The organism is Pseudomonas sp. ZL2 (assembly GCF_054788455.1).
This window is the reverse complement of sequence record NZ_JBGOGX010000058.1, coordinates 1-23,541: the sequence shown is the minus strand read 5'-3', so window position 1 is coordinate 23,541 and position 23,541 is coordinate 1. Positions and strand designations below refer to the sequence as shown.

At 63.8% G+C, this 23,541-nt stretch carries 17 protein-coding genes; 13 read left to right on the top strand and 4 right to left on the bottom strand.

The annotated features are described in order from the left end of the window. Window positions 1-173: 173 nt before the first annotated feature. A complete protein-coding gene (locus ABM562_RS26285; RefSeq protein WP_115086461.1) occupies window positions 174-1,088 on the bottom strand; it encodes a LysR family transcriptional regulator in 915 nt (304 codons plus the stop codon). A gap of 199 nt (window positions 1,089-1,287) precedes the next feature. Between ABM562_RS26285 and ABM562_RS26280 the strand changes: the two genes are divergently transcribed. From ABM562_RS26280 to pgm, 6 genes are all read left to right on the top strand, one after another. Then, window positions 1,288-2,313, top strand: coding sequence for a zinc-dependent alcohol dehydrogenase family protein (locus ABM562_RS26280; protein WP_115086462.1), 1,026 nt, complete (start codon window positions 1,288-1,290; stop codon window positions 2,311-2,313). 518 nt (window positions 2,314-2,831) lie between these two features. Next, complete coding sequence (locus ABM562_RS26275) at window positions 2,832-4,301, top strand: hypothetical protein (protein ID WP_233673452.1); 1,470 nt, start codon at window positions 2,832-2,834, stop codon at window positions 4,299-4,301. Next, complete coding sequence (locus tag ABM562_RS26270) at window positions 4,301-5,704, top strand: aminotransferase-like domain-containing protein (protein WP_115086465.1); 1,404 nt, start codon at window positions 4,301-4,303, stop codon at window positions 5,702-5,704. The genes ABM562_RS26275 and ABM562_RS26270 overlap by 1 nt, the downstream gene beginning before the upstream one ends. 84 nt (window positions 5,705-5,788) lie before the next feature. Then, window positions 5,789-7,432 carry a VRR-NUC domain-containing protein gene (locus tag ABM562_RS26265; RefSeq protein WP_346617211.1) on the top strand — a complete coding sequence of 548 codons (1,644 nt, stop codon included), beginning with the start codon at window positions 5,789-5,791 and terminating at the stop codon, window positions 7,430-7,432. Further along, window positions 7,429-9,690: an ATP-dependent DNA helicase gene (locus tag ABM562_RS26260; protein WP_460423861.1), complete on the top strand. Its 2,262-nt coding sequence runs from the start codon at window positions 7,429-7,431 to the stop codon at window positions 9,688-9,690. Before ABM562_RS26265 ends, ABM562_RS26260 begins: the two co-directional genes overlap by 4 nt. A gap of 95 nt (window positions 9,691-9,785) precedes the next feature. Beyond that, entirely contained in the window at window positions 9,786-11,423 is a 1,638-nt protein-coding gene (gene pgm, locus ABM562_RS26255) for a phosphoglucomutase (alpha-D-glucose-1,6-bisphosphate-dependent) (RefSeq protein ID WP_115086467.1), read from the top strand. A gap of 110 nt (window positions 11,424-11,533) precedes the next feature. Here the strand turns inward: pgm and ABM562_RS26250 are convergent, their stop codons facing one another. Beyond that, a complete protein-coding gene (locus tag ABM562_RS26250) occupies window positions 11,534-12,232 on the bottom strand; it encodes a pirin family protein (RefSeq protein ID WP_115086468.1) in 699 nt (232 codons plus the stop codon). Window positions 12,233-12,421: 189 nt separating this feature from the next. Here ABM562_RS26250 and ABM562_RS26245 point away from each other — a divergent pair, with 189 nt between their 5' ends. Beyond that, a complete protein-coding gene (locus ABM562_RS26245; RefSeq protein ID WP_134062482.1) occupies window positions 12,422-14,932 on the top strand; it encodes a UvrD-helicase domain-containing protein in 2,511 nt (836 codons plus the stop codon). Window positions 14,933-15,050: 118 nt separating this feature from the next. Here the strand turns inward: ABM562_RS26245 and ABM562_RS26240 are convergent, their stop codons facing one another. Together ABM562_RS26240 and ccoN are read right to left on the bottom strand one after the other, a co-directional pair. After that, a complete protein-coding gene (locus tag ABM562_RS26240; RefSeq protein WP_233673448.1) occupies window positions 15,051-15,263 on the bottom strand; it encodes a cbb3-type cytochrome c oxidase subunit 3 in 213 nt (70 codons plus the stop codon). Between the two features lie 11 nt (window positions 15,264-15,274). Further along, on the bottom strand, window positions 15,275-16,702 hold the full coding sequence (ccoN, locus tag ABM562_RS26235) for a cytochrome-c oxidase, cbb3-type subunit I (protein ID WP_460423858.1): 1,428 nt from the start codon (window positions 16,700-16,702) through the stop codon (window positions 15,275-15,277). 452 nt (window positions 16,703-17,154) lie between these two features. On the opposite strand from ccoN, the gene ABM562_RS26230 reads away from it, so the two are divergent. Genes ABM562_RS26230 through ABM562_RS26205 form a run of 6 tightly spaced genes read left to right on the top strand, consistent with a single transcriptional unit; the run spans window position 17,155 to window position 23,526 of the window. After that, the gene (locus ABM562_RS26230; RefSeq protein ID WP_460423856.1) at window positions 17,155-18,753 is read left to right on the top strand and encodes a phosphopantetheine-binding protein; all 1,599 of its coding nucleotides are present in this window, start codon (window positions 17,155-17,157) and stop codon (window positions 18,751-18,753) included. After that, window positions 18,740-20,317 (top strand): class I adenylate-forming enzyme family protein, encoded by a 1,578-nt coding sequence (locus ABM562_RS26225; protein WP_134062486.1) that lies wholly within the window; start codon window positions 18,740-18,742, stop codon window positions 20,315-20,317. The genes ABM562_RS26230 and ABM562_RS26225 overlap by 14 nt, the downstream gene beginning before the upstream one ends. Window positions 20,318-20,361: 44 nt before the next feature. Beyond that, window positions 20,362-21,288 (top strand): alpha/beta fold hydrolase, encoded by a 927-nt coding sequence (locus ABM562_RS26220; protein WP_115086473.1) that lies wholly within the window; start codon window positions 20,362-20,364, stop codon window positions 21,286-21,288. Window positions 21,289-21,300: 12 nt separating this feature from the next. Continuing rightward, complete coding sequence (gene rpe / locus ABM562_RS26215) at window positions 21,301-21,984, top strand: ribulose-phosphate 3-epimerase (protein ID WP_115086474.1); 684 nt, start codon at window positions 21,301-21,303, stop codon at window positions 21,982-21,984. A gap of 44 nt (window positions 21,985-22,028) precedes the next feature. Beyond that, window positions 22,029-23,105 (top strand): uroporphyrinogen decarboxylase, encoded by a 1,077-nt coding sequence (gene hemE / locus ABM562_RS26210; RefSeq protein ID WP_115087102.1) that lies wholly within the window; start codon window positions 22,029-22,031, stop codon window positions 23,103-23,105. After that, the gene (locus tag ABM562_RS26205) at window positions 23,098-23,526 is read left to right on the top strand and encodes a MarR family winged helix-turn-helix transcriptional regulator (RefSeq protein ID WP_115086475.1); all 429 of its coding nucleotides are present in this window, start codon (window positions 23,098-23,100) and stop codon (window positions 23,524-23,526) included. The genes hemE and ABM562_RS26205 overlap by 8 nt, the downstream gene beginning before the upstream one ends. The last annotated feature ends 15 nt before the right edge of the window (window positions 23,527-23,541 follow it).

Genomic DNA, 23,541 nt, shown 5'->3' with positions numbered 1-23,541 from the left:
ATCGGACAAATGTTGTCAAAGGCTTAATAACGCTCATCGCGTTCAGGAACGCTGGCGCTAGCCGTTAGGTTGCCCGACTCATGTGTCGGAGCTGGTTGCCTTTGTCAGAGCGTCCCAAGCAGCGGAACGCGCAAGAAGGGAGAGCGCTCGAAGGACAGCCTGCGCGACGACGCCTAGAGACTTTCAGGGTCGCCAAAAAACATCTGAATCCGCGACCGCAACCAGCGCTCCCCGGGATCATTATCCTGCGACCCGCGCCAGGCCATGTGCAGCTCGAAGGTCTGCACCTCCAGCGGCGGATCCTCGGCGCGCAGGCCGCCGGCGGCGGTCAGGACTTCGGCGGTGTAGTCGGGCACGGTGGCGATGATGTCGGTGCCGGTCAGCAGGCTGCCCAGGCCGTTGAATTGCGGCACGGCCAGGACCACATGGCGCTTGCGCCCGACCTTTTCCAGGATCTCGTCCATGAACCCGCCCAGGTCGCCGGCAAACGATACCAGCGCGTGGGGGCGGGCGCAGAAGTCGTCCAGGCTCAGGCTCCCCGGCATGCTGTCGGCACGCAGCACCTTGGGTTTGCTACGCCGCAGCACCTTGCGCTTGGCGTTGGCCGGCAGGTCGTTGGTCCAGCTCACGCCGACGGAGATTTCCCCCGAGGCCAGCAGCGCCGGCATCAGCAGGTAGTTGACCCGGCGCACCACCAGGACGATGCCCGGGGCTTCGGCGCGCACGCGCTTGAGCAATTGCGGCAGCAGGGCGAATTCGGCGTCGTCCGACAGGCCGATGCGAAACACCGCGGTGCTGGTGGCTGGATCGAAGTCGGCAGCGCGGCTGACCGCGGTGGAGATCGAATCCAGCGCTGGCGAGAGCAGGGCGAAGATCTCCACCGCCCGCGCCGACGGTTCCATGCTGCGCCCGGTACGCACGAACAACGGGTCGTCGAACAGGTTGCGCAGGCGCGACAGGGCGGCGCTGATGGCCGGCTGGCCAAGAAACAGTTTCTCCGCCGCACGGGTCACGCTACGCTCGTGCATCAGGGTCTCGAAGACGATCAGCAGGTTCAGGTCGACGCGACGCAAGTCGTTACGGTTCATCGGCTCGGCTTCACAAGGCGGTTGGGGCAGGGGTGAATCTTACGGGTAAAGGCTGGTACCCTGCACCGCATAAATTGATGGAGGCTTCATTACCATCAATCAATGACAGGCATGTTGACTATTAATGGCCACTGATGGTCTAACCATCAAAGCCCGGATAGAGTTCAGGGCATTAGAGGTTCAATTGGCGAGGTTTGCGATGTCCCGCATGATCCGTTTCCACAAGTTCGGCCCGGCCGAGGTGCTCAAGATCGAAGAGCAGGCCCAGGCGCAACCGGCGGCTGGCGAGGTGCAGATTCGCGTTGAAGCGATCGGCATCAGCTGGTACGACGTGCTCTGGCGGCAGAACCTGGCACCGTCACAGGCACGCCTGCCTGCCGGTATCGGACACGAGATGGCGGGCGTGGTCACGGCCGTGGGCGAGGGTGTCGACGATCTTGCAGTCGGTGACAAGGTCGCCAGCTTCCCGGCCAGCAGTGCCAATGAGCACCCGGTCTACGGTGAAGTCATCGTCATGCCGCGCAACGCCCTGACCCGTTACCCGGAGATTCTTTCGCCGGTCGAGGCCAGCGTGCACTACACGCCGCTGCTGATCGCCTATTTCGCCTTCGTCGACCTGGCGCGGGCCAAGGCCGGGCAAACAGCGCTGATCACCGACGCCAGCCATTGCGCCGGCCCCGCCTTCGTGCAGCTGGGTAAAGCCCTGGGCCTGAAGGTCATTGCCGCGACCAAAGAGGCCGATCAGCGCGACTACCTGATCAAGCTCGGCGCCGACCGGGTGATCGTCACCGAAGAGCAGGACCTGCTCATGCAGATCAACAAGTACACCGACAACCGTGGTGTCGACATGGTCCTCGACGGCCTCGGCGGCCCGCAAATGGCCCTGCTCGGTGATGCCCTGGCGCCGCGTGGCAGCCTGGTGCTGTATGGCCTGCAAGGCGGCAACCAAACGCCGTTCCCGGCCTGCGCGGCGTTCCAGAAGAACATCCAGTTCTTCGTCCATTGCATCGGCAACTTCACCGGCAAGCCGGAGCTGGGTATCAGCCAGGACCAGGTGGCGCTGCAGCGTGCCTTGCGTGATATCAACCAGTTCACCGCCGACAAGCTGCTGACCCCGCTGATCATCAAGACCTATCCGTTCGAGAAGGTGGTCGAGGCGCACCGCTACATGGACGAATGCCCTTGCGGCGGCAGGCTGGTACTGGACCTGTCGCTGCCGGCGTAACGCCCGGCCAAATAAGCCACAGCCGCCAAGCCCGAGCATTGACTCGGGCTTTTTTGTGGGTATTTCCCAGGCCTGTTTAGGATGTTTCCGGGGTAACTTTTCCCGATGCGTCCGGCATGCTTGCGCTATGTTTGTGCAATAGGAAAAACAAGAACTGCCTGTCTGATTGGCGACTTTATGTTGGTCGAACCTGAATGGTTTTTTTACCCTGATCTGTATCTTTTATTCGCTGGGCAACGCCCGATAATAGTTCGTCAACTGTCGTCTCACGGAGCGAGGCAAGATGGGTCGTAAGCCAGGGGTTAAAGGTGTCGTGCTGCCAGGCTGGAGGAGGGAAGGACGATGATCAGCAAAAGCTTCTGAAGTGGTTTTTCGTAGGAAGTTGTAGGAAGTTTCTTAGGATTAACTCTGTTTGTCCTTACTTTGCTGATTGAAAGTTCTTCAAAGGAATATTTTTCTTTCAGGTGGCCGTTTCTGAATATCGGGTACGCGTTATGAGCAGCATTCACGACCAAGCCATGCAATACATTTATCAGCAAGTCCTGCAACGCTTGCTGGATCACTTGTCACAAGCCCAAAAGGCGTCCTTGCAGTTGCTGATACAGCGCTTGATAGTCGCCGCCGGCGGTATCGAACGCATCAACGGTTTCAAGCTGATGTTCGCCCATGATGGTAGCCAGAACGCCAGCCATGCACTGGCTTGCTTGCGGGCGGCACAACTGAGCATCGCCGCCCGTACACCGGGCACTTTTCAGCTGCGTGTCGCAGTGGTGCGCCAGCCCGGCATGAGCACCACGGCGCTGAGCAACCTCGAATACGGGTTTTCCGCGTTGTTCCTGCACGATGATCCGCGGGTTGAACTGCTGATGCTCGATGACCAGCAGTTGCTGCCTTTCGACAGCCGTCACAGCCCTTCGCCGAACCAGCAACAAGCCGAGCGTCACGAGCTGCTGTTGTTCGGTCACTTGCTGGCCGGATTGCCGCGCGCCGGCTTTGGCAGCCATGGCTACCTGCGCCTGGCCGATCTGTGCCGCCAGGCGCTGGGCTGGCGCGGCGGCGTCGATGCGATCATCAGTGCCCAGCCGCTGCCTGAGCGCAGGCGTTACCTGGCCTGGAGCCGCAGGGCCCTGCGTGAGGAGGACCTGTTCAGCATCCGGCCTATTCACAGCTGCGCCGCCTCGCTGTGCGAAGGGCTGAGCGAACTGCGCCGGCGCTACCTTGAGCAGTTGTACGGGCAGGTGCAAGGCGTCAGCTCAACGCCGATCGGCGATTACTGCGCGCCGGCGATGCGTTTCATCACCATCGATGACCTGGTACACGACCCCGAGGTCCCCCATGACGAGCGCCTGAACCGCTTTCTGGGTTGTCGCTTTGACGAGCAGTACTTCGCCTGCGACCGCTCGGGCACGGCAAACCCGCTGTTGCTGGCACATTTGCGCGGGCTGCACGCGCAGTTCATCGAAAACAGTGACTACCGTGAGGGCGTTGATGCCCACCTGCGTCAGGCGCGCCAGCAGATGCAGCGCAAGGGGCTGCCACGGGCCCTGCAAAATCGCGTGCTGGGGCGCTGGCAGAATGCCGAGCAGTTGCAGCAGCGGCGCACCCAGGCGGATGAATTTGCCTTGCAGGCCTATGGCCTGAGCGAAGCGCAGCTGGTGTGCCAGCTGTTTGCGCCGTTCGTCTCCCGCGGCATGCGCCTGGAAATCTTTCTGCGCCGCTGTCATCCGGGCATGCTGGTGGCCTTGCCCTATCTGCACAAGGCATTGCAGCAATTGCCGGCCCCCGAGCCTGTGGTGCAGTGGATGGTCGATATCAGTGGCCTGAGCCTGCCGCTGCTGCAGATGCTGTACCAGCGAGAGCCGCAAATCTGTGCCCGGCCACGCTCGTTGCTGGCGCGAATCCAGGGCCGCGGGGCGGATCTGCGGCACCTGCGCCTGCCGCCCACGGCGTGGTCGTGGCTCATGGCCGAGCAGCCTGGCTGGCGCTGATGAAAACCTCGGATAATGGCGAGTTCGCCTATCGGGCGGTGTATCGCTACCTGGTCGAATTGATTGAGCAGATGGCACCAGGTAGCTACAGCAGGTTGCCGTCGTTGCGCGACCTGGCCCAGCGCCTGGATGTGTCGATTTCCACGGTGCAGTACGCCTATTCGTTGCTAGAGCACGAGGGACGGGTGCAGCCGGTGCCCAAGTCGGGCTATTTCGCCAAAGTGCCCAATTCGGACATTCAGCCACGCAGTGGCGGTGATTTGCTTCAGGACCTGCAGCAGCATGGCAACTCACCGCGGATGCTGGTGCTCAGTGGCAGCCAGGCGCAAGCCTTGCAATCGCTTGAATCCGCTCTGTTGGGCATCGAGCGTCAATTGCTGCGTCAGTATCCGCGCCTGGCCGGTGCGCCGCAGCCCTGTGGCGAGCTGGAGCTGCGCACCGCGCTGGCAGCACGTTACACCCGTTCGGCGCAGTTGTACTGGAGTGCCGAGGACGTCTACCTGGCGCTGGATGTGCGCTCGCTGCTGGAAACCACCCTGGCGGCCCTGGAGCTGCACAACAGCGCGGTACTGGTGACCACGCCCTGTTCCTGGCGGTTGTTGCGAGTGTTCCAGGCCGCGCGCATACGGGTCATCGAGCTGCCCCTGGGGCCTGAGGGCGGGCTGGACCTGGAGCGTTTCGCCCGGCTGTTGCGCGACGAGCCGGTGCGTCTGGCCATGCTGGCTTCACGCTTGAGCGTGCCGCACGGCAGCCTGATGCCCGAAGCCGATCGGCAGGCCGTGGCACGGCTGCTTGATCAGCATGGGGTGTGGCTGCTGGAGAACGACCTGGATGCCGAGCTGTGCTATCGGCCAGCCGCTGCAGGCTACCTGCGCGAGCTGGTCGACCCGCAGCGGTTGCTGGTGTTTTCATCGCTGGAGCGCAGTGTCGGTGCCGAGGCGCCGTATGCCTATCTGCTGTCCCGGCAATGGCAGGGCTCCCTGCACCGGCACTTCCTGCTGCGCGGTTTTCGCCTGCCGCCATTGCGCCAGCAAGCGGTGGCACGTTTGTTCAACAAGGGGCGCATCGATCTGCACCTGGAGCAACTGCGCCAGCGTCTGCACGAGCGTTTGAGCCACCTGTACCGGCAAATGCAACTGCACCTGGGCAGCCAGCTCGATTTCCGGATGCCGGCCGGGGGCGCCTGTATCTGGGCGCGGGTGCGGGCACCGGTGGATACCCGGCCATTGTTCCACCGCTTGTTGCAACAAGGCCTGGTGATCGCTCCGGGGGAACTGTTCAGTTTGTCTGGCGACTTCCGCCAGCACCTGCGCCTGGGCTGTCCGGCAGGGCCCCAGGGTGACCTGCAATATGGCCTGAGTGTGCTCAGCGACGAACTGCAGCGCATGCAGAGCGCCTCCTAAACGATCAGCGGTCGCGAGCAGGCTTGCCAAGCAAAGCGATCTGTATGTATAACCAGTATTTCAGCCCTCTGCCCGTAGCCTGCTGTGATCGCCCATTCCGTCGACGACCCGTTCTATTACCTGCACAACTTCCAGCAAGTGCTCGACTGGATCGAGCTGCGCTATGCCGACCTGCTCGACGATCAGGAGCAGGCCTTCATCAGCCGGTTCCGTCAGCAGCCGCAGGCCGCCCGGGCCTTGCTGGTGCGCATGGTGATGCGCAAGGGCCTGCTGTTTCGCCCAAGCAAGCTCGACTACGCCGAAATCGGCTCGACGCCGGCCGCCCTGGCGCCATTGCTGGCCGAGGGCTGGGTGGTCGATGACAGCCCGCTGAGCCTTGAGCAACTGTTCCAGCTGTTGCGCAAGGACGAGCTGGCCAGCGGCTTTGCCGACCAGCTCGAGCGGCCACGGGCGGCCAAGGGTGAACTGCTGGCCCAGTTGCAGTCGCTTGAGCTGCAACCGCGGCCGTTGCAGGAATGGCTGCCGGGCTTCGCCGAACCGATCATCGAACTGCGCCTGCAGGCCTTGTGCGACCGCCTGCGCCTGCTGTTTTTCGGCAACCTGTACCAGGACTGGTCGGAGTTCGTGCTGGCCGACCTTGGTTTGCTGCGCTACGAACAAGTGGCCTTCAGCGACGACTCGCGGGCCTTGCGCAAGCGCAGCGATATCGATGTGGCGCTGGCCTTGCACCAGTGCGCCGAGCTGCTGGAGCAGGGCGTGGCCCTTGAGCAGGTGGTCGAACACATCGAGTGCCTGGACAGCGACAACCCCTGGTTGCTGCGCCGACGCTCACGGCTGCTGTATCAGCTCGGCCAGCACAGCGAGCGCCTGGCCGACTGGCAACTGGCCTTGCGCATCTACCCGCGTAGCCAGCATCCGCAGGCGCGCATCCGTCATGTGCGGGTGCTGGAGCGTAGCGAGCAGTGGTCGGCGGCGTTCGAGCTGGCCTCACAGATTGCCCGGCAACCGGCCAATGGCCTTGAGGTCCAGGCCCTGGCGCGGATGTTGCCGCGTTTGCAGCGCAAGCTGGGCGGGCCGCCGCAGCCACGGCGAGCCAAGCCGCAGGTCTGCCTGGTCGAGCTGCAGTTGCCGGCCGAACTGGCGGCCCTGGGTGTCGAGCAGGCCGTGCAGTTGCACCTGGGGCAGGGCGGCGGGCAGGTGCATTATGTCGAGAACAGCCTGTTCAACAGCTTGTTCGGCCTGTTGTGCTGGGAGGCGATATTCGCGCCGTTGCCCGGCGCGTTTTTCCACCCGTTCCAGAGCGCACCGCAGGATCTGCATGACGCCGAGTTTCATGGCCGGCGCAGCGCGCTGTTCGCCCGGTGCCTGGGGCAACTGGACGACGGCAGCTACCGGCAGACCATCCGCCGCCATTTCATCAGCAAGCAGGGGCTGCAGTCGCCTTTCGTTTATTGGCAGGTGCTCAGCGAAGAGCTGCTTGAACAAGCCCTGGCCTGCCTGCCAGCAGCGCACCTGAAAAGCTGCTTCGAGCGCCTGCTCGAAGACATCCAGGCCAACCGTTCGGGCATGCCCGACCTGATCCAGTTCTGGCCCGAGCAGCAGCGCTACCGCATGATCGAGGTCAAGGGCCCGGGCGACCGCCTGCAGGACAGCCAGCTGCGCTGGATCGAGTTCTGCGCCGGGCACGGCCTGCCGGTGGAAGTCTGCCACGTGCAATGGGCGCCATGAGCTACAGTGTGGCGGTGCGGGCGCTGTGCGAATTCAGCGCCAAGGTCGGCGATCTCGACCTGCGTTTCACCCCGTCGCCCACGGCCCAGGAGGGCATCAGCGGGCACCGTCGGGTGGTGGCCGGGCGTGGCCAGGGCTATGAGGCCGAAGTCAGTCTCGAAGGCCAGTATGCGGCATTGCAGGTGCGCGGCCGCGCCGACGGTTACGACCCGCGGCTCAACCGTCTCGAAGAAATCAAGACCTACCGTGGCGACCTGGCGCGCCAGCCCGACAACCACCGCCAGTTGCACTGGGCCCAGGCCCGGGTTTACGGCTGGTTGCTGTGCCAGCAGCGCCAGTTGCCGGCGCTGCACCTGGCGCTGGTCTACCTGAATGTCGACAGCGATGAACAGACCCTGGTCGAGGAGCAGCGCAGCGCCCAGGAGCTCGAGCAGTTTTTCAATGCCCAATGCGCGATCTTCCTGCACTGGGCCGAGCAGCAGTTGCAGCGCCAGGCCTTGCGCAATGAGGGCTTGCAGGCCCTGGCATTCCCCCACGGGCAGTTTCGCCACGGACAGCGCGAACTGGCCGAAACCGTGTACAAGGCGGTCAGCACCGGCCGTTGCCTGATGGCCCAGGCCACCACCGGCATCGGCAAGACCCTCGGCACCTTGTTCCCGCTGCTCAAGGCCATGGTCCCGCAGCAACTGGACAAGATTCTCTTCCTCACCGCCAAGACCCCCGGCCGCGCCCTGGGACTTGAGGCGCTGCAGCAGGTGATGGCCAGCGGCACCCAGCCCGCGCTGCGCAGCCTGGAACTGGTGGCGCGCGACAAAGCCTGTGAATACCCCGGTACCGCCTGTCATGGCGATGCCTGTCCGCTGGCCAAGGGCTTTTACGACCGCCTGCCAGCGGCGCGCCAGGCGGCGCACGCCGTGGCGGTGCTGGACAAAGCGGCCCTGCGCGAGGTGGCCCTGGCCCATCAGGTCTGCCCGTATTACCTGGGCCAGGAGATGGCTCGTTGGGTCGACGTGCTGGTGGCCGACTACAACTACTACTTCGACCAGAGCGCCTTGCTGTTCGGCCTGGCGCAGGTCAACCAGTGGCGCCTGGCGCTGTTGGTGGACGAGGCGCACAACCTGGTCGAGCGGGCCCGACAGATGTACAGCGCCAGCCTCGACCAAGGCCAGCTGCTGGCCCTGCGCAAACTGAAACCCGCGGGGCTGAGCAACGCCCTGGACCGCCTCAACCGTCAATGGAATGCCCTGCACAAGGAACAGCTGGCGCCTTACCGAGTGGTCGACGGCCTGCCTGAAGCCTTGCTCAAAGCCTTGCAGCAGTGCGTCGGGGTGATCCAGGAGCAACTCAACCAGACGCCGAGCGGTATTGATCCGGCGGTGTTGCAGTTCTTCTTTCAGGCGCTGCAGTTCACCCGCGTCAGCGAGTTGTTCGACGAACACTTTCTGTTCGATATCAGCAAGCGCCCGGGCCCGGGCAAACGCGCCTTGTCGACCCTGTGCCTGCGCAATGTGGTGCCCGCAGCGCTGATCGGCCCGCGACTGGCGGCGGCGCGCAGTGCCACGCTGTTTTCCGCCACCCTCAGTCCGCGCCACTACTACGCCGACCTGCTCGGCATGCCGCCCGACTGCGCCTGGCTCGAGGTCGCCTCACCCTTTGCCGCCGAGCAATTGCAGGTGCAGGTGATTAGCAGCGTCTCGACCCGTTACCAGCACCGGGAAGCGTCGCTGGCGCCGATCGTCGAGCTGATTGCCGGGCAGTATGGCCGCGCACCGGGCAATTACCTGGCGTTTTTCAGCAGTTTTGAATACCTGCAGCAGGTCTCGACCCTGTTGGCCGCGCGTTATCCGGCCATCCGCCAATGGAGCCAGGCACCGGGCATGGATGAGTTGCAGCGCCAGGGCTTTCTCGAACGTTTTGCTCCCGAGGGCCAGGGCGTCGGTTTCGCTGTGCTGGGCGGCGCCTTTGCCGAAGGCGTCGACTTGCCGGGTACGCGCCTGATCGGCGCCTTTGTCGCCACCCTCGGGCTGCCCCAGGTCAACCCGGTCAATGAACAGATCAAGCAGCGCATGGCCCGGCTGTTCAGCGCCGGGTTCGACTACACCTACCTGTATCCCGGGGTGCAGAAGGTCATCCAGGCGGCGGGCCGGGTGATCCGTGGCACCGAAGACCGCGGCACAGTGCTGCTGATCGATGACCGCTTCGCCGAAGCCCGGGTACAGCGCATGTTTCCGGCCTGGTGGGCGCCGCAGCAGAAATAATCGCGGCCTTGGGGATAGCCACGGTCGCTTGCTGGTCAAAGTGCCAGTAAACTGCGTGTTTTTATCACCCTGAACATCCTTTCTTGAGGTTTTGCATGAAGCTCAGTCCTTTGGCGGGCAAACCGGCCCCAGCCTCCGTGCTGGTGGATATCCCGCAACTGTTGACCGCCTATTACACCGGCCAGCCCGATGCCAGCGTCGCAACCCAGCGCGTTGCGTTCGGCACCTCCGGGCACCGTGGCAGCTCCCTGGACCTGAGCTTCAACGAAAACCACGTGCTGGCGATCAGTCAGGCGATCTGCCTGTACCGTCAGGCCAAGGGTATCGACGGCCCGTTGTTCATCGGCGCCGACACCCATGCGCTGTCGACCCCGGCAGCGGCCAGCGCCCTGCAGGTGCTGGCCGCCAATGGCGTCGAGGTAATGCTGTCCAAGGATGACGAGTACACCCCGACCCCGGCGGTGTCCCACGCCATCATCTGTTACAACCGCGGCCGCAGCAGCGGCCTGGCCGACGGTATCGTCATCACCCCGTCGCACAACCCGCCGCAAAGCGGTGGCTTCAAGTACAACCCGCCCAATGGCGGCCCGGCCGACAGCGATGTCACCAAGTGGATCGAGGCCAAGGCCAACGACCTTCTGGCCGCGGGGCTGGAAGGCGTCAAGCGCATCTCCCATGAACAGGCGCTGGCAGCCAGCACCACCCATCGTCATGACTATGTCGCCAGCTATGTCGCCGATCTGGAAAACGTCATCGATTTCGACGTGATCCGCAGCGCCAACCTGCGCCTGGGCGTCGACCCGCTGGGTGGGGCAGGGGTGCGCTACTGGTCGGCGATTGCCGAGCACTACAAGCTGAACCTGGAAGTGGTCAACACCGAGGTCGATCCGACCTTCCGCTTCATGTGCGTCGACTGGGACGGACAGATCCGCATGGACCCGTCTTCGCCGTATGCCATGCAGGGCCTGATCGGCCTGCGCGAGCGCTTCGACGTGGCCTTCGCCTGCGACCCGGACCACGACCGCCACGGCATCGTTACCCAGAACGGCCTGCTGGCCCCGAACAACTACCTGGCGGTGGCCATCGACTACCTGTTCCAGCACCGTCCGCAGTGGCGCAACGACGCCGCAGTGGGCAAGACTGTGGTCAGCAGCGGCCTGATTGACCGCGTCACCGCGCGTCTGGGGCGTCGCCTGTTTGAGGTGCCGGTGGGCTTCAAGTTCTTCGCCGACGGCCTGTTCGATGGCTCCCTCGGCTTTGGTGGCGAGGAGAGTGCCGGTGCCTCGTTCCTGCGCAAGGACGGCAGCGTCTGGACCACCGACAAGGACGGCCTGATCCCGGCGCTGCTGGCGGCAGAAATCACCGCCCGTACCGGCCGCGACCCGAGCCAGGCCTACGCCGAGCTCACCGCCAAGCTGGGTGAGCCGTTCGCCACCCGCGTCGAGGCCAAGGCCAACCCACAGCAAAAGGCCCTGCTGAGCAAGCTGGCGCCCGAGCAGGTCAAGTCGACGATGCTGGCCGGCGAGCCGATCGAGCAGATTCTCAGCCATGCACCGGGCAACAACCAGGCCATTGGCGGCCTCAAGGTGATGACTGCCAACGGCTGGTTCGCCGCGCGGCCGTCGGGTACCGAGGATATCTACAAGATCTACGCCGAGAGCTTCATCGATGAAGCGCATTTGCAGCGCCTGGTGGCTGAAGCCCAGGAACTGGTGGATGCGGCGATTGCCTGACCGCTAACAGCATCGCTGGCAAGCCAGCTCCCACAGGTGTTGCAAATATCTGAGAGATATCGCCTGACCTGTGGGAGCTGGTCTTGCCAGCGATGGGCCGCATAGCGGCCCTAGGCTACATCGACCAGCACAATCTCACTGTCCTGCACCGCCATCACCCTGAGCACCTGCTCATCCTCGATCGCCACGCCGTCACGGGCTTCGGCGCGCACACCGTTGACTTCAACCAGGCCCTTGGCCGGCACCAGATAGCCACGGCGCCCCGCCTCGAAGCGGTATTCGGCGGTCTCCCCGGCCTGCAAGGTCGCCGCCAGCAGACGAGCATCGGCGCGGATCTGCAAGGCCTGCTCATCGCCCTCACGGCCACTGGCCAGGGTCACGAAGCCTTCGCCGCGCTCGCCCTTGGGGAACGGCCGGGTACCCCAGGACGGCGGCTGGCCAACGCGCTCAGGGATGATCCAGATCTGGAAAATCCGCGTATCGACCTTCTCCAGGTTGTACTCGCTGTGGGTGATGCCGGTACCGGCACTCATCACTTGCACGTCACCGGCCTCGGTACGGCCCTTGTTGCCAAGGTTGTCCTGGTGGCTGATGGCGCCTTCACGCACATAGGTGATGATTTCCATGTCGCGGTGCGGGTGCGGCGGGAAGCCACTGCCGGCGGCGATCAGGTCGTCGTTCCAGACCCGCAGGTTGCCCCAGTGCATGCGCGCCGGGTTGTGGTATTCGGCGAACGAGAAGTGGTGATGGGCGTCGAGCCAACCATGGTTGGCATGGCCAAGGCTCTTGAACGGGCGCAGTTGCAGCATGTTGGCTGTCCTCGAAAGGGAGTGGATGGGGCAGATGATCCATCAAACAATGATCGAAAATAAGCGTAAATTTCGGCTGATTATCATCAGATCTGTCGATATATAGAGCTACGGTGATTTGTGCGCTTCATCGCCTAATTCACTGATCTGCAAGCAATCGGCTGGTGATTTTTGCCCGATGGAGCGAACATGGCCGCTGGTTTTTATTCTGTTGGAGTCGGTGTGTCTGAAGAGCGTCCCAAGCTACCCCTGGAGTTGATTGCGCCTGCGCAGTTGCCGTGGCTGCGTCGCCTCACCGCGCGCCTGCTCGGGCGCAGCCTGAGCCGCTTGCAGGCGCAGCATCGCGATTCCTGGTTCCAGGGCCATGCCAGCGGTCAGCGCACCGGTCACGCCGATGGCCTGCGCGAAGGCTACGAAGAAGGACGGATCGACGGCTACGAGGCCGGGCGCCAGGTCCTGGTGATCCGCGACACTCGCCCCGACGGCCATGGCGTTCCCGGGCTGGACGACGCCCTGTTCGACGACTGGCGCCTGCCGCTGAGCGCCGAGCTCAAAAAGCGCTTCAAGGCCGACGTCGCCCAGCGCCTGCCGGCCCATGCCCAGCCAAGCGCGGCGCAGTGGAAGATGATCTTCAGCGACACGCCGTCGACCTGCGTGATCGCCGGTGCCGGTGCCGGCAAGTCCACCTCGCTGGTGCTGCGCATCCTGTTGCTGCGCCATTACCTGGGCTACGAGCTGGACGCCATGACCGTGGTGACCTTCACCCGCGAATCGCGCAAGGACTTCATCAGCCGCCTGCTGCAGGTGTTTGCCTTGTGGCAGCTCGACCTCAGCCAGGTTCAGGCCCGCGAACTGGTGCGCACCTTCCATTCACGCATCCTGCCGCTGGTGCGCAGCCTGCCGGGCTTCAGCCAGGTGCGCGCGTTCGAGACCCTGGGCAGCGAAATGCCCGGCGGCAGTGAAGCCAACGCCGAGAGCAACCCGTTCGACCTGCGCATCAACGACGCCCAGCGCCAGCAGCTCAACCTCTGCTACCGCGACCTGCTGGGCAGCAGCCCGCGCTTTGCCGAGCTGATTGCCAGCCTGCGCCGCGAAGCCCTGCAGCTCAAGGCGCTGGACCGCGATCACCCCGACGTGCAAAAACGCGTGGCGGTGACCCAGCTGTCTGCCAGCCGCGACGAAGAGCTCTGCGACACGATCGAAGACCTGTGGTTTGCCGCCGGCGCCTGGCCGATCAAGGGCATCGAGCCGAGCCGCGAAACGGTCGAGATCAACGGCAGCCGTTTTCACTTCCACGGCCATATCGCCGAGCTGGACGCGTACGTGGTGCTCGGCTTCGACCCCAAGGAAAACCAGCAATACAAGCGCCCAGGGGCCAAGCTGCCGGTGTGGGCGGAGTGGGTGATAAAGCGCACCCTGTTTCAAGCTTTCTGCGATAAGCCTGTGATTTGGCTGGAAAATTACTCCGCTGCCAAGCGCCTGACTTCCTCCCTGGCGGGTGATGCCGTGGCCGGCCCCGGCTTCGATTACAAGGTCAAGGGCGAGCTGGCCGCCGCGCCGCTGCTGGATGCCTTTGTCGGCGCCGCCGGCTTTATCGAGAACCTCGGGCTTGAGGTCAACAAGGCGGTCGGCGCCATGAGCTTCCCGGCGGGGGACAGCGATGCGCTGTTCTTCGAAGCCCTGGGCCTGTACTGGAAAGCCCTGGAAGCGCACCTGCTGGGCCAGTCGCCGCCGATCATGAGCTACAACCGCATGTTCGCCCTGTTCGGCGAAAACAATCCGGAGAACCTGCAGCTGTTGCCCGACCCGCTGCTGCGCCCGCTCGCGCATCTGATGATCGACGAGTTTCAGGATGTATCACCGCAGATCGTTTCCTGGCTGCGCGCCTGCCTGCGCGAGATCCGCCGCCGTGGCCCGGCCATGCAGGTCGGGCGGGTGGCGCAGCATTCATCGTTGCTGTGCGTGGGCGACGACTGGCAGTCGATCTACGGCTGGCGCGGCAGTTCGCCCAAGTACTTCATGGAGTTCGCCAAGGAGTTCCCGGCGCCGAGCAGCACCCGGGTGATGCTCGCCGACAACTACCGCAGCCACCAGCACATCATCGATGCCGCCGAGCACATCGTGAAGTCGGCGCCGGCCATCAGCGGCAAGAAGGCCAGGGCCTGTGGCCCGGCGGCCGAGACACCGCTGCCGGTCAAGGTGCTCGAGCGCGATGAGGCCAGTCTCGCCGAGACCCTGCTTGAGCACTACCGCAACGGCGAGTCGGTGATGCTGCTGTACCGCAAGAGCAGCGACAAGGCGGCGATTGCCGACCATTTGCAGGCATTGGTCAACCACGAGGCCGGGTTGCCGGCGGCACAACGGCGCCTGCGCCAGCTGACTTATCACAGCGCCAAGGGGCTACAGGCCGATGCGGTGTTCATGCTCGGCGATTGTCAGCACCTGACCAACTCACCCTACAAGAACCAGGTGTATCGCCAGGCAGGTCTAGGCCGCAACGGCGATGCCCAGGCGTTCGACAACGCGCAGAAGGATGAAGTGTTGCGTCTGGCTTACGTCGCCATTACCCGGGCGGCGAAGCATTGTTACTGGTATGTCGAGAAGCCGACGGCAGAGGCGGCCAACCTGCCACGGGCGTCGAGCCAGGTGGATGGGCGCAAGGTGTTCTTCGAGGATGGGCGGGAAATGGCCAGCAGCTGATTCCGGCGCTGCCTGGATTACGACCGCTGCGCGCTCGATCGCTGGCAAGGCCAGCTCCCACAGGTTGTGCAGACACAGATCCAATGTGGGAGCTGGCTTGCCAGCGATGAGGCGTGAATCAGGCCTTCAGTGCCGCATCCGGCGCCACCGCCGGCACCGGCTTGCCGGTGGCGGCCTCGACGCGACGCGCTACTGCCGGGTCGTCGGCGAAGGGGATCAGGCTGGCCTGATCGTCCACTTCGCCGGTGTGCCGCTGCAGGCAGGCGCTGGTGACCAGGTAGAAGAACAGTACGCCGCTCAGGCAGTAAAGCGCATACAACCAGTCATCCATGTCCGTGCCTCCTAGGCCAGGCTGGCGTTGTTCAGCGCCAGTCTTTCATCGGCCACCCGCACGGTGCGCCAGGTGTTATAGGCCATCAGCAGCATGCCGCTCAAGAAGCACACGCCACCGACAAAGCGCACGATAAAGCCCGGATGGCTGGCCACCAGTGCTTCGACGAACGAGTAGGTGAGGGTGCCGTCGTCGTTGGTGGCGCGCCACATCAGGCCCTGGGCGATGCCGTTGACCCACATCGAGGCGATGTACAGCACAGTGCCGATGGTCGCCAGCCAGAAGTGCAGGTTGATCAGGCCGACGCTGTACATCTGCTCGCGGCCAAACACTTTCGGGATCATGTGGTACAGCGAGCCGAAGGTGATCATCGCCACCCAGCCCAGGGCGCCGGCATGCACGTGGCCGATGGTCCAGTCGGTGTAGTGCGACAGGGCGTTGACGGTCTTGATCGCCATCATCGGCCCTTCGAAGGTCGACATGCCGTAGAACGCCAGCGATACCACCAGGAAGCGCAGGATCGGGTCGCTGCGCAGCTTATGCCAGGCGCCCGAGAGGGTCATCATGCCGTTGATCATGCCGCCCCAGCTTGGCGCCAGGAGGATCAGCGACATGGCCATGCCCAGCGATTGTGCCCAGTCGGGCAGGGCGGTGTAGTGCAGGTGGTGCGGGCCGGCCCAGATGTACAGGGTGATCAGCGCCCAGAAGTGCACGATCGACAGGCGATAGCTGTACACCGGCCGGCCCACTTGCTTGGGCACGAAGTAGTACATCATCCCCAGGAAACCCGTGGTCAGGAAGAAGCCCACGGCGTTGTGGCCGTACCACCATTGCACCATGGCGTCAGTGGCACCGGAGTACACCGGGTACGACTTGAACCAGCTCACCGGAATAGACAGGTGGTTGACCACGTGAAGCATGGCGATCACCACGATGAAGGCACCGAAGAACCAGTTGCCGACGTAGATATGCTTGGCCTTGCGGCGCATCAGGGTGGCGAAGAAGACGATCCCATAGGCGACCCAGACGATGGCCATCCACACCGCGCCGGTAAATTCGATCTCGGCGTATTCCTTGGTGGTGGTCAAGCCCAGGGGCAGGCTCACCAGCATGATCACGATGGTCGCCTGCCAGCCCCAGAAGGTGAAGGCGGCGAGCTTGTCGCTGAACAGCCGCACCTGGCAGGTACGCTGCACGGCGTAATAGCTGGCGGCAAATTGCGCGCTACCGGCAAAGCCGAAGATCACCAGGCTGGTGTGCAAGGGGCGCAGGCGACCGAACGAGGTCCACGGCAGGTCGAGGTTAAGCTCGGGCCAGACCAGTTGCGAGGCGATCCAGACGCCCATGGCCATGCCGACGATACCCCAGACCACCGTCATGATGACGAATTGCCGGACCACCTTGTAGTTATAGGCCTGCGCCTGTTGATGTGTGCTCATGGCTAGTTTCCACAGTTCCTGTATGGCTCGCCCTGCCGTGGGGCAGGGGCACAGGCGCAGACTCTAGGAAGCTGCCGGCATACAAAACAGACTCAGAAACCAGCGTTAACACCGGATCAGATTAAACCCCCGTATTCATTGGCTGATACAGCACCTGTTATGGGCATGGTGTGGCGATTTACCTCTGTTCTGCATTGATCGTGCCGGCAAAAGCGTGTCGCTGTGTCGCACACAAAACCCCGTGGAATTATCTTGACATCACCTTAAATGCGGCCGCAGAATTTCACAAACTTTGCGCGCAAAGTTTTGTGCCGGGCGACAGCACGAGCCCGGCAGTGGTGCGCAACCAACCTTGACGCCATCCCGCTATACGCCCCCCGTGACGGTGCTCTCAAGCCGGGACGGGGTACGCGCGCAGCGGCGGCACACTATAAGAACGAAGGGAGCAACAGATGAAGCTTTCCAAGGAACTGGTCCTCCAGGCAAAAGCGACGTTCGGGACACCGACCTACCTCTACGATGAAGCCGTGCTGCGCAGCAGTTTCAACGAGTTGCGCGATGCATTGCCGGACTGCGTGGACATCTTCTATGCACTGAAGGTCAACCCGAACCTGTCCCTGGTGAAACTGATCCGCTCTTATGGCGGTAACACCGAAGTGTGTTCGCTGGGCGAACTGGAAATTGCCCTCAAGGCCGGCGTCGATCCCCAGGACATCATTTTCCTCGGCCCTTACAAGAAGCCCGAAGAACATCGGCGAGCCCTGGAAGTCGGGGTGTTTGCCATCGTCGTCGAGTCCGAGACCGAACTGCGTAAACTCTCGGCCCTGGCGGGCGAACTGAACTGCGTGGCGCCGGTGGCAATCCGCATCAACCCGAACTTCTCCGCCTCCGGCTCGCCGTGGAAGATGGGCGGGCGGCCGACCCACTTCGGTATCGAAGAAGACACCGCAGTGGCCAACTTCGGCGACTACGCCGCCCTGGCGAACCTGAAGATCAAGGGCATCCACGTCTATAACGGCACCAAGATCCTCGACGCCCAGTCGGTATACGACAACGCCAAGTACATCCTTGGGCTGTACCGCAGCCTGACCCGGCGCTACAACCTGGACATGACCATGGTCGATGTCGGTGGCGGCCTGGGCATCAAGTACTACGAGAACGAGAACGAGCTCGACACCCGCCAGCTCAAGCAACTGCTGGCGCCGCTGTTCGAAGCCTTCAACCAGCAGTTCCCGCAGACCCGCATCATTGTCGAATCCGGGCGCTTCGTCGCCGGCAAGTGCGGCGCCATGCTGGTGACGGTCGACAACATCAAGGAAAACCACGGCAAGACCTTTGCCGTCACCGATGGCGGCACCAACTGCCATGGTGCCGCCGCAGGCAGTGGCCAGGTGCTCAAGCGCAACTTCCGCATTGTGCATGCCACCGGCAGCACCGGCGCACCGCTGCGCGAGTACCATATCTCCGGGCCGCTCTGTAGTCCCGACGACCTGCTGGCCCGTGACCTGCAGATCGAAACCCTGCACGAAGGCGACATCCTCGCCGTCACCGCCTCCGGCGCCTACGGCCCGTCTGCCTCGCCAACCCTGTTCCACAGCCATGGCCACCCGGCCGAGGTGATCGTCAGCAACGGTCAGTTGTTCCTCGCCCGCGCCAGGCAAACCGCCCTGGACATCCGCGACAGCCATGCCGACGTGCCGCTGGCGGCCATGCTCGCTGGCGCACCGGCGGTTGCCGAACCAACGCCGATCGCCCAGGCCGCCACCCAGCGCCAGCTCGGCGAGATCCTGCGGGTGGTGCTCAAGCTGCCGGAGAACACCGTGATCAGTGCCGATTCGCACCTGCGCGATGACCTGGGCCTGGACTCGCTGACCTCCATGGAGCTGCTGGTCAACCTCGAAGACGACATCGAAGGCTTCTTCGTCAACCCCGACACCATCGCTCCGGGCCACTTCAATACCGTGGCGACCCTGGCCGGTTATATCGATGCCCATCGTCAACCGGCGGCTGTGCGTCGGGCACGTCTCGAGGTGCAGCATGAAGGCGTCTGACGTCCTTTTGCAGCACGTGCTGGACGGCCCCAACGGCTTGCACCCGGACAAGGCGGCGGTCATCTACGCCGATGAAACCTATACCTATGCGCAGCTTGACGAAGCCAGTGGGCGCCTGGCCGCCGGCCTGCAGGTCAATGGCCTGCAACGCCAGGAGCGGGTGGTGGTGTGCCTGGGCAACCGGGTAGAAACCGTCTGTGCCTTCTGGGGTGTGCTCAGGGCTGGCGGGGTGATGGTCAACGTCGGCCTGGAAACGCCGGCCGACAGCCTCGATTACATCATTCGCGATGCCGAAGCCTCGGTGCTGATCACCACCTCGGAGAAATTCGCCAGCCTGCCCGCCAGCACCGCCGAGCTGAGTTACCTCAAAGCCATCGTGCTGCTCGACGGCGAAGCCGACTCACCCGATACCCTCACGGTCGAAAGCCTGCTAGGGCAGGGCGCCGGTGTGCCGCTGCCGTGTGGCAACCTCGACCTGGACCTGGCGGCGATCATCTATACCTCCGGCTCCACCGGCGCGCCCAAGGGCGTGATGCTCACCCACCGCAACATGCTCGCGGCGCTCAATTCGCTGCACACCTACCTGGGTTACCAGGCCAGCGACAATGTGCTGTGCTCGCTGCCGCTGTCGTTCGACTACGGCCTTTACCAGATGATCATGGCCCTGAGCACCGGTGCCACCCTGGTGCTGGAGAAGGAGTTCACCTGGCCAATCTTCCTGATCAAGAAGATTCGCCAGTACCAGATCACCGTGATCCCGTTCGTGCCGACCATGCTCATGCTCCTGCACGAGTATGCGCACAAGCGCGAGGCGACCTTCCCCCAGGTGCGCATGGTGACCAACACCGGCGCGGCATTGAAGCCGACCCACATCGCGCAGATGAAGGGCCTGTTCCCCCAGGCGCTGATCTTCTCGATGTACGGCCTGACCGAGTGCAAGCGCTGCACCTACCTGCCACCGGAAGACATCGACGACAAGCCCGGCAGTGTCGGCATCGCCATCCCCAACACCGAACTGTGGCTGGTGGACGACGAGGGCAGGCGCATCAATCAGCCCCACCAGGTCGGCCAGCTGGTGATTCGCGGCGCCACGGTCATGGCCGGTTACTGGCGCAACCCCCAGGCCACGGCGCAGAAGCTCAAGCCAGGCCCGTACCCGGGGGAAAGCGTGCTCTACACCGGCGACTATTGCAGCCTCGATCAGGATGGCTACCTGTACTTCCAGGGGCGCATGGACCATGTGATCAAGTCGCGCGGGATGAAGGTCAGCCCCAGCGAGGTCGAGAGCTTCCTCTACGCCATCGATGGCGTCGAAGCGGCGGCTGTGGTCGGTATCGAACATGCATCGGTCGGCGAGGGGCTATGGGCATTCGTGACCTTGGGCCAAGGTGTGACCCTGAGCGTGGAACAGTTGCTCGAACGTTGCCGACAGGGCCTTGAGGCACACAAGGTACCCCTGTCGATCAGCGTTGAAGGCAACTTGCCGCGCACCGCCAACGGCAAGTTCGACCTGCGGCAACTGCAGCAGACGGCGCGTGCTGCGCAACTGGCCCTGGCCGGTTGAGCGGCGCCTTTCATGGGTGATTCAGTCATACAGGATGTACGGATATGAGTCTGGGCAACAGAGGTCGCGATCAATCGTTGGACGTCAACGGCAACCATTTCGCCTTGCGCATCTGGGGCAATGAAAGCGGCCACCCGGTGCTCGCCGTGCATGGCTGGCTGGACAACGCGGCATCGTTCGAGCGGATCGCGCCGCTGCTCGAGGAATGCTTCGTGGTGGCCCCGGACCTGGCCGGCCATGGGCGTTCCGAGCATCGCCGCGGTGACAGCGGCTACTACCTGTGGGAGCACGCCGACGACATGAACGCCCTGGTCGAAAGCCTGGGCTGGAAGCGCTTTTCGGTGTTGGGCCACTCCATGGGTACCGGCGTGGCGTCGATTCTGGCGGCGATGAACAAGTCGATCGATTGCATGGTGTTCATCGATGGAATGGGCGCGCCTTTTACCATCGCCGAGGAAGACACCGTCGAGCACCTGAAAAAGTCCCAGCGCCTGCTGCGCCTGGCCTTGCGCACCCGCCTGCATGGCTTTTCGGCGCCGCAGACGGCGCAGTTCGCAAGCCTTGAAGCGGCAATCAGCGAGCGGCGCAACAGCATCGACGGCGCCCTCTGCGCCGAGGGCGCGCGACTGTTGGCCATGCGCGATCTGCTCAGCGTCGGCGACGGTTACCGCTGGCGCCATGACCCGCGCCTGGTGCTGCCCGAAGCCATGCCACTGACCGAGCGCCAGGCCTGCGATTTCCTGCGCCAGATCACATGCCCGCTGCACCTGCTGCTCGGGCGCCAGGGGCTGTTTGCCGGTACCCCGTTCGATAAACGAAAAAACGCCTTGCCCTGGGCCACCCAGGTGCACTGGCACGATGGCGGTCATCATTTTCACCTGGAGGAGCCCACCACGGCCTTGATCGAGCAGATCAACGCCGCGCTGCTTCAACGTGAAGCGGGGCCGCGGCAACGATTAGTCAATGAGTAATGGAGTACACCCGTGAAAGAGTTCTGGATTGCACCGTCGATTCTGGCAGCCGATTTTGCCCGCCTTGGCGCTGAAGCCGAGCAGGTACTGGCCGCCGGTGCCGATGTCATCCATATCGATGTGATGGATAACCACTATGTGCCCAACCTGACCATGGGGCCGCAGTTCTGCAAGGCACTGCGCAGCCACGGGATTACCGCGCCGATCGATGTGCACCTGATGGTCACCCCGGTGGACGCGATGATCCAGGCCTTCGCCGAGGCCGGCGCCGACTATATCTCGATCCATCCCGAGGCCACCCTGCACCTGGACCGCTCGCTGCAGCTGATCAAGGACCTGGGGTGCAAGGCGGGCCTGGTGTTCAACCCGGCCAGTACCCTGGACGCCGCGAAATACGTGCTCGACAAGCTCGACCTGATCCTGCTGATGTCGGTCAACCCGGGCTTTGGCGGGCAGAAGTTCATCCCTTCGGTATTGCCCAAGATTGCCGCAGCGCGCAAGCTGATCGACGACAGTGGCCGGGCGATCCGTCTGGAGGTGGACGGCGGCGTCAACCTAGAAACCATCGGCCAGGTGGCTGCCGCCGGGGCCGACATGTTCGTCGCCGGAACAGCGATTTTTGCCCAGAGCGATTATCGCGCTACCATCGAGGCCTTGCGCCGCGAGATTGCCCACGCTTTGCCCAACCGCCACTGATAGGCGGTCTTTCCAACGATTCTCGCGAATCCAGTACGAGTTACCTGTCCTTGCACACTACAACCTTAATCAAGGCCTTGCTGCGTCAGCCGACAGCGCATACGCCGGTCTGGCTGATGCGCCAGGCCGGGCGCTACCTGCCCGAGTACCGTGAGCTGCGGGCCCGCGCCGGGTCATTCCTGAGCCTGGCGAAAACCCCGGACTTCGCTACCGAAGCCACCCTGCAACCGTTGCGCCGCTTCAACCTGGACGCGGCAATCGTGTTCTCCGACATCCTCACCGTGCCCGATGCCATGGGCCTGGGCCTGTACTTCGGCGCGGGCGAAGGCCCGCGTTTTCGTCATCCATTGCGTGACGAGCAGGCCATCAAGCGCCTGCGCGTGCCCGAGCCCGAAGCACTGGACTACCTGTACCAGACTGTCGCCCAGGCCCGCCGGGCGCTGGACCCCAAGGTGGCGCTGATCGGCTTTGCCGGCAGCCCCTGGACCCTGGCCTGTTACATGGTCGAAGGCGGTCCGCCGGGTGATTTCCAATTGATCAAGAAGATGCTCTACCGCCGCCCGGAACTGCTCCAGCGCATACTCCAGGTCACCAGCCAGGCAGTGGCGAGCAGCCTCAATGCGCAGATCGAGTCCGGCGCACAGGCAGTGATGATCTTCGACACCTGGGGCGGGGCCCTGGCCGATGGCGCCTACCAGCGTTTTTCGCTGTTCTATCTGCGCGAGGTGCTGGCGCGCCTGCACAAGACCCACCACGGCCAGCGGGTGCCGTCGATCCTCTACACCAAGGGCGGCAGCCCGTGGCTGGCCGAGATGGCCGACAGCGGCGCCGACGCCCTGAGCCTGGACTGGACCTGCGACCTGGGCATGGCCCGGCAGCTGGTGGGCAACAGCGTGGCTTTGCAGGGTAATCTCGACCCCAGCGTCTTGCTGGGCGATGAAGCCTGTATCCGCCGTGAAGTGCAGCGTACCTTGCAGGCCTTCGGGCCGCCGGCCGCGGGCTTTGGCCATGTGTTCAACCTGGGCCACGGGATCTCGCCGGCCACCTCGCCAGAGGCGGTGGCAACGCTGGTGAATGCCGTGCATGAATTCAGCCGTGTGCGCGGAGGTGCCTATGCTTGACCCGACCTTCGACTTCGACCGGATGTTGTGCTTCTCGTTGTACTCGACGGCCAACGCCATGGTCCGTGACTACGCCGAGCCGCTGAAGAAGCGCGGCGTGACCTACCCGCAACTGCTGGTGATGGCCGGGTTATGGGGCCAGGACGATGTCTCGATCAGCGCCCTGAGCGAGCTGACGCTGTTCGACCTCGGCACCCTGACGCCGATCGTCAAGCGCCTGGCCGACAACGGCTTTCTCACCGTCTACCTCGACCCCAATGACCGCCGCCGGCGCAACCTGCTGCTGACCGACAAGGGCCGCGAGCTCAAGGCCGAGGCCGCACAGGTGTTCAGCAACATGGCCTGCAAGATCGACCTGGGCGAGGGGGAGGTGGAACAGGTGCTGGATGTGTGCCACCGGATCCGGTCGCGGTTGCGCTGAAGCTGGCCTCATCGC

Bases quoted from the DNA above. Each gene is read 5' to 3' on its own strand.
- ABM562_RS26220 (WP_115086473.1), top strand. From the start codon at position 20,362: ATGAGTCTGGGCAACAGAGGTCGCGATCAATCGTTGGACGTCAACGGC.
- ABM562_RS26250 (WP_115086468.1), bottom strand. From the start codon at position 12,232: ATGCTGCAACTGCGCCCGTTCAAGAGCCTTGGCCATGCCAACCATGGT.
- pgm (WP_115086467.1), top strand. From the start codon at position 9,786: ATGAAGCTCAGTCCTTTGGCGGGCAAACCGGCCCCAGCCTCCGTGCTG.
- ccoN (WP_460423858.1), bottom strand. From the start codon at position 16,702: ATGAGCACACATCAACAGGCGCAGGCCTATAACTACAAGGTGGTCCGG.
- ABM562_RS26245 (WP_134062482.1), top strand. From the start codon at position 12,422: ATGGCCGCTGGTTTTTATTCTGTTGGAGTCGGTGTGTCTGAAGAGCGT.
- ABM562_RS26275 (WP_233673452.1), top strand. From the start codon at position 2,832: ATGCAATACATTTATCAGCAAGTCCTGCAACGCTTGCTGGATCACTTG.
- ABM562_RS26230 (WP_460423856.1), top strand. From the start codon at position 17,155: ATGAAGCTTTCCAAGGAACTGGTCCTCCAGGCAAAAGCGACGTTCGGG.
- ABM562_RS26285 (WP_115086461.1), bottom strand. From the start codon at position 1,088: ATGAACCGTAACGACTTGCGTCGCGTCGACCTGAACCTGCTGATCGTC.
- ABM562_RS26225 (WP_134062486.1), top strand. From the start codon at position 18,740: ATGAAGGCGTCTGACGTCCTTTTGCAGCACGTGCTGGACGGCCCCAAC.
- ABM562_RS26240 (WP_233673448.1), bottom strand. From the start codon at position 15,263: ATGGATGACTGGTTGTATGCGCTTTACTGCCTGAGCGGCGTACTGTTC.
- ABM562_RS26280 (WP_115086462.1), top strand. From the start codon at position 1,288: ATGTCCCGCATGATCCGTTTCCACAAGTTCGGCCCGGCCGAGGTGCTC.
- ABM562_RS26260 (WP_460423861.1), top strand. From the start codon at position 7,429: ATGAGCTACAGTGTGGCGGTGCGGGCGCTGTGCGAATTCAGCGCCAAG.
- ABM562_RS26205 (WP_115086475.1), top strand. From the start codon at position 23,098: ATGCTTGACCCGACCTTCGACTTCGACCGGATGTTGTGCTTCTCGTTG.
- ABM562_RS26270 (WP_115086465.1), top strand. From the start codon at position 4,301: ATGAAAACCTCGGATAATGGCGAGTTCGCCTATCGGGCGGTGTATCGC.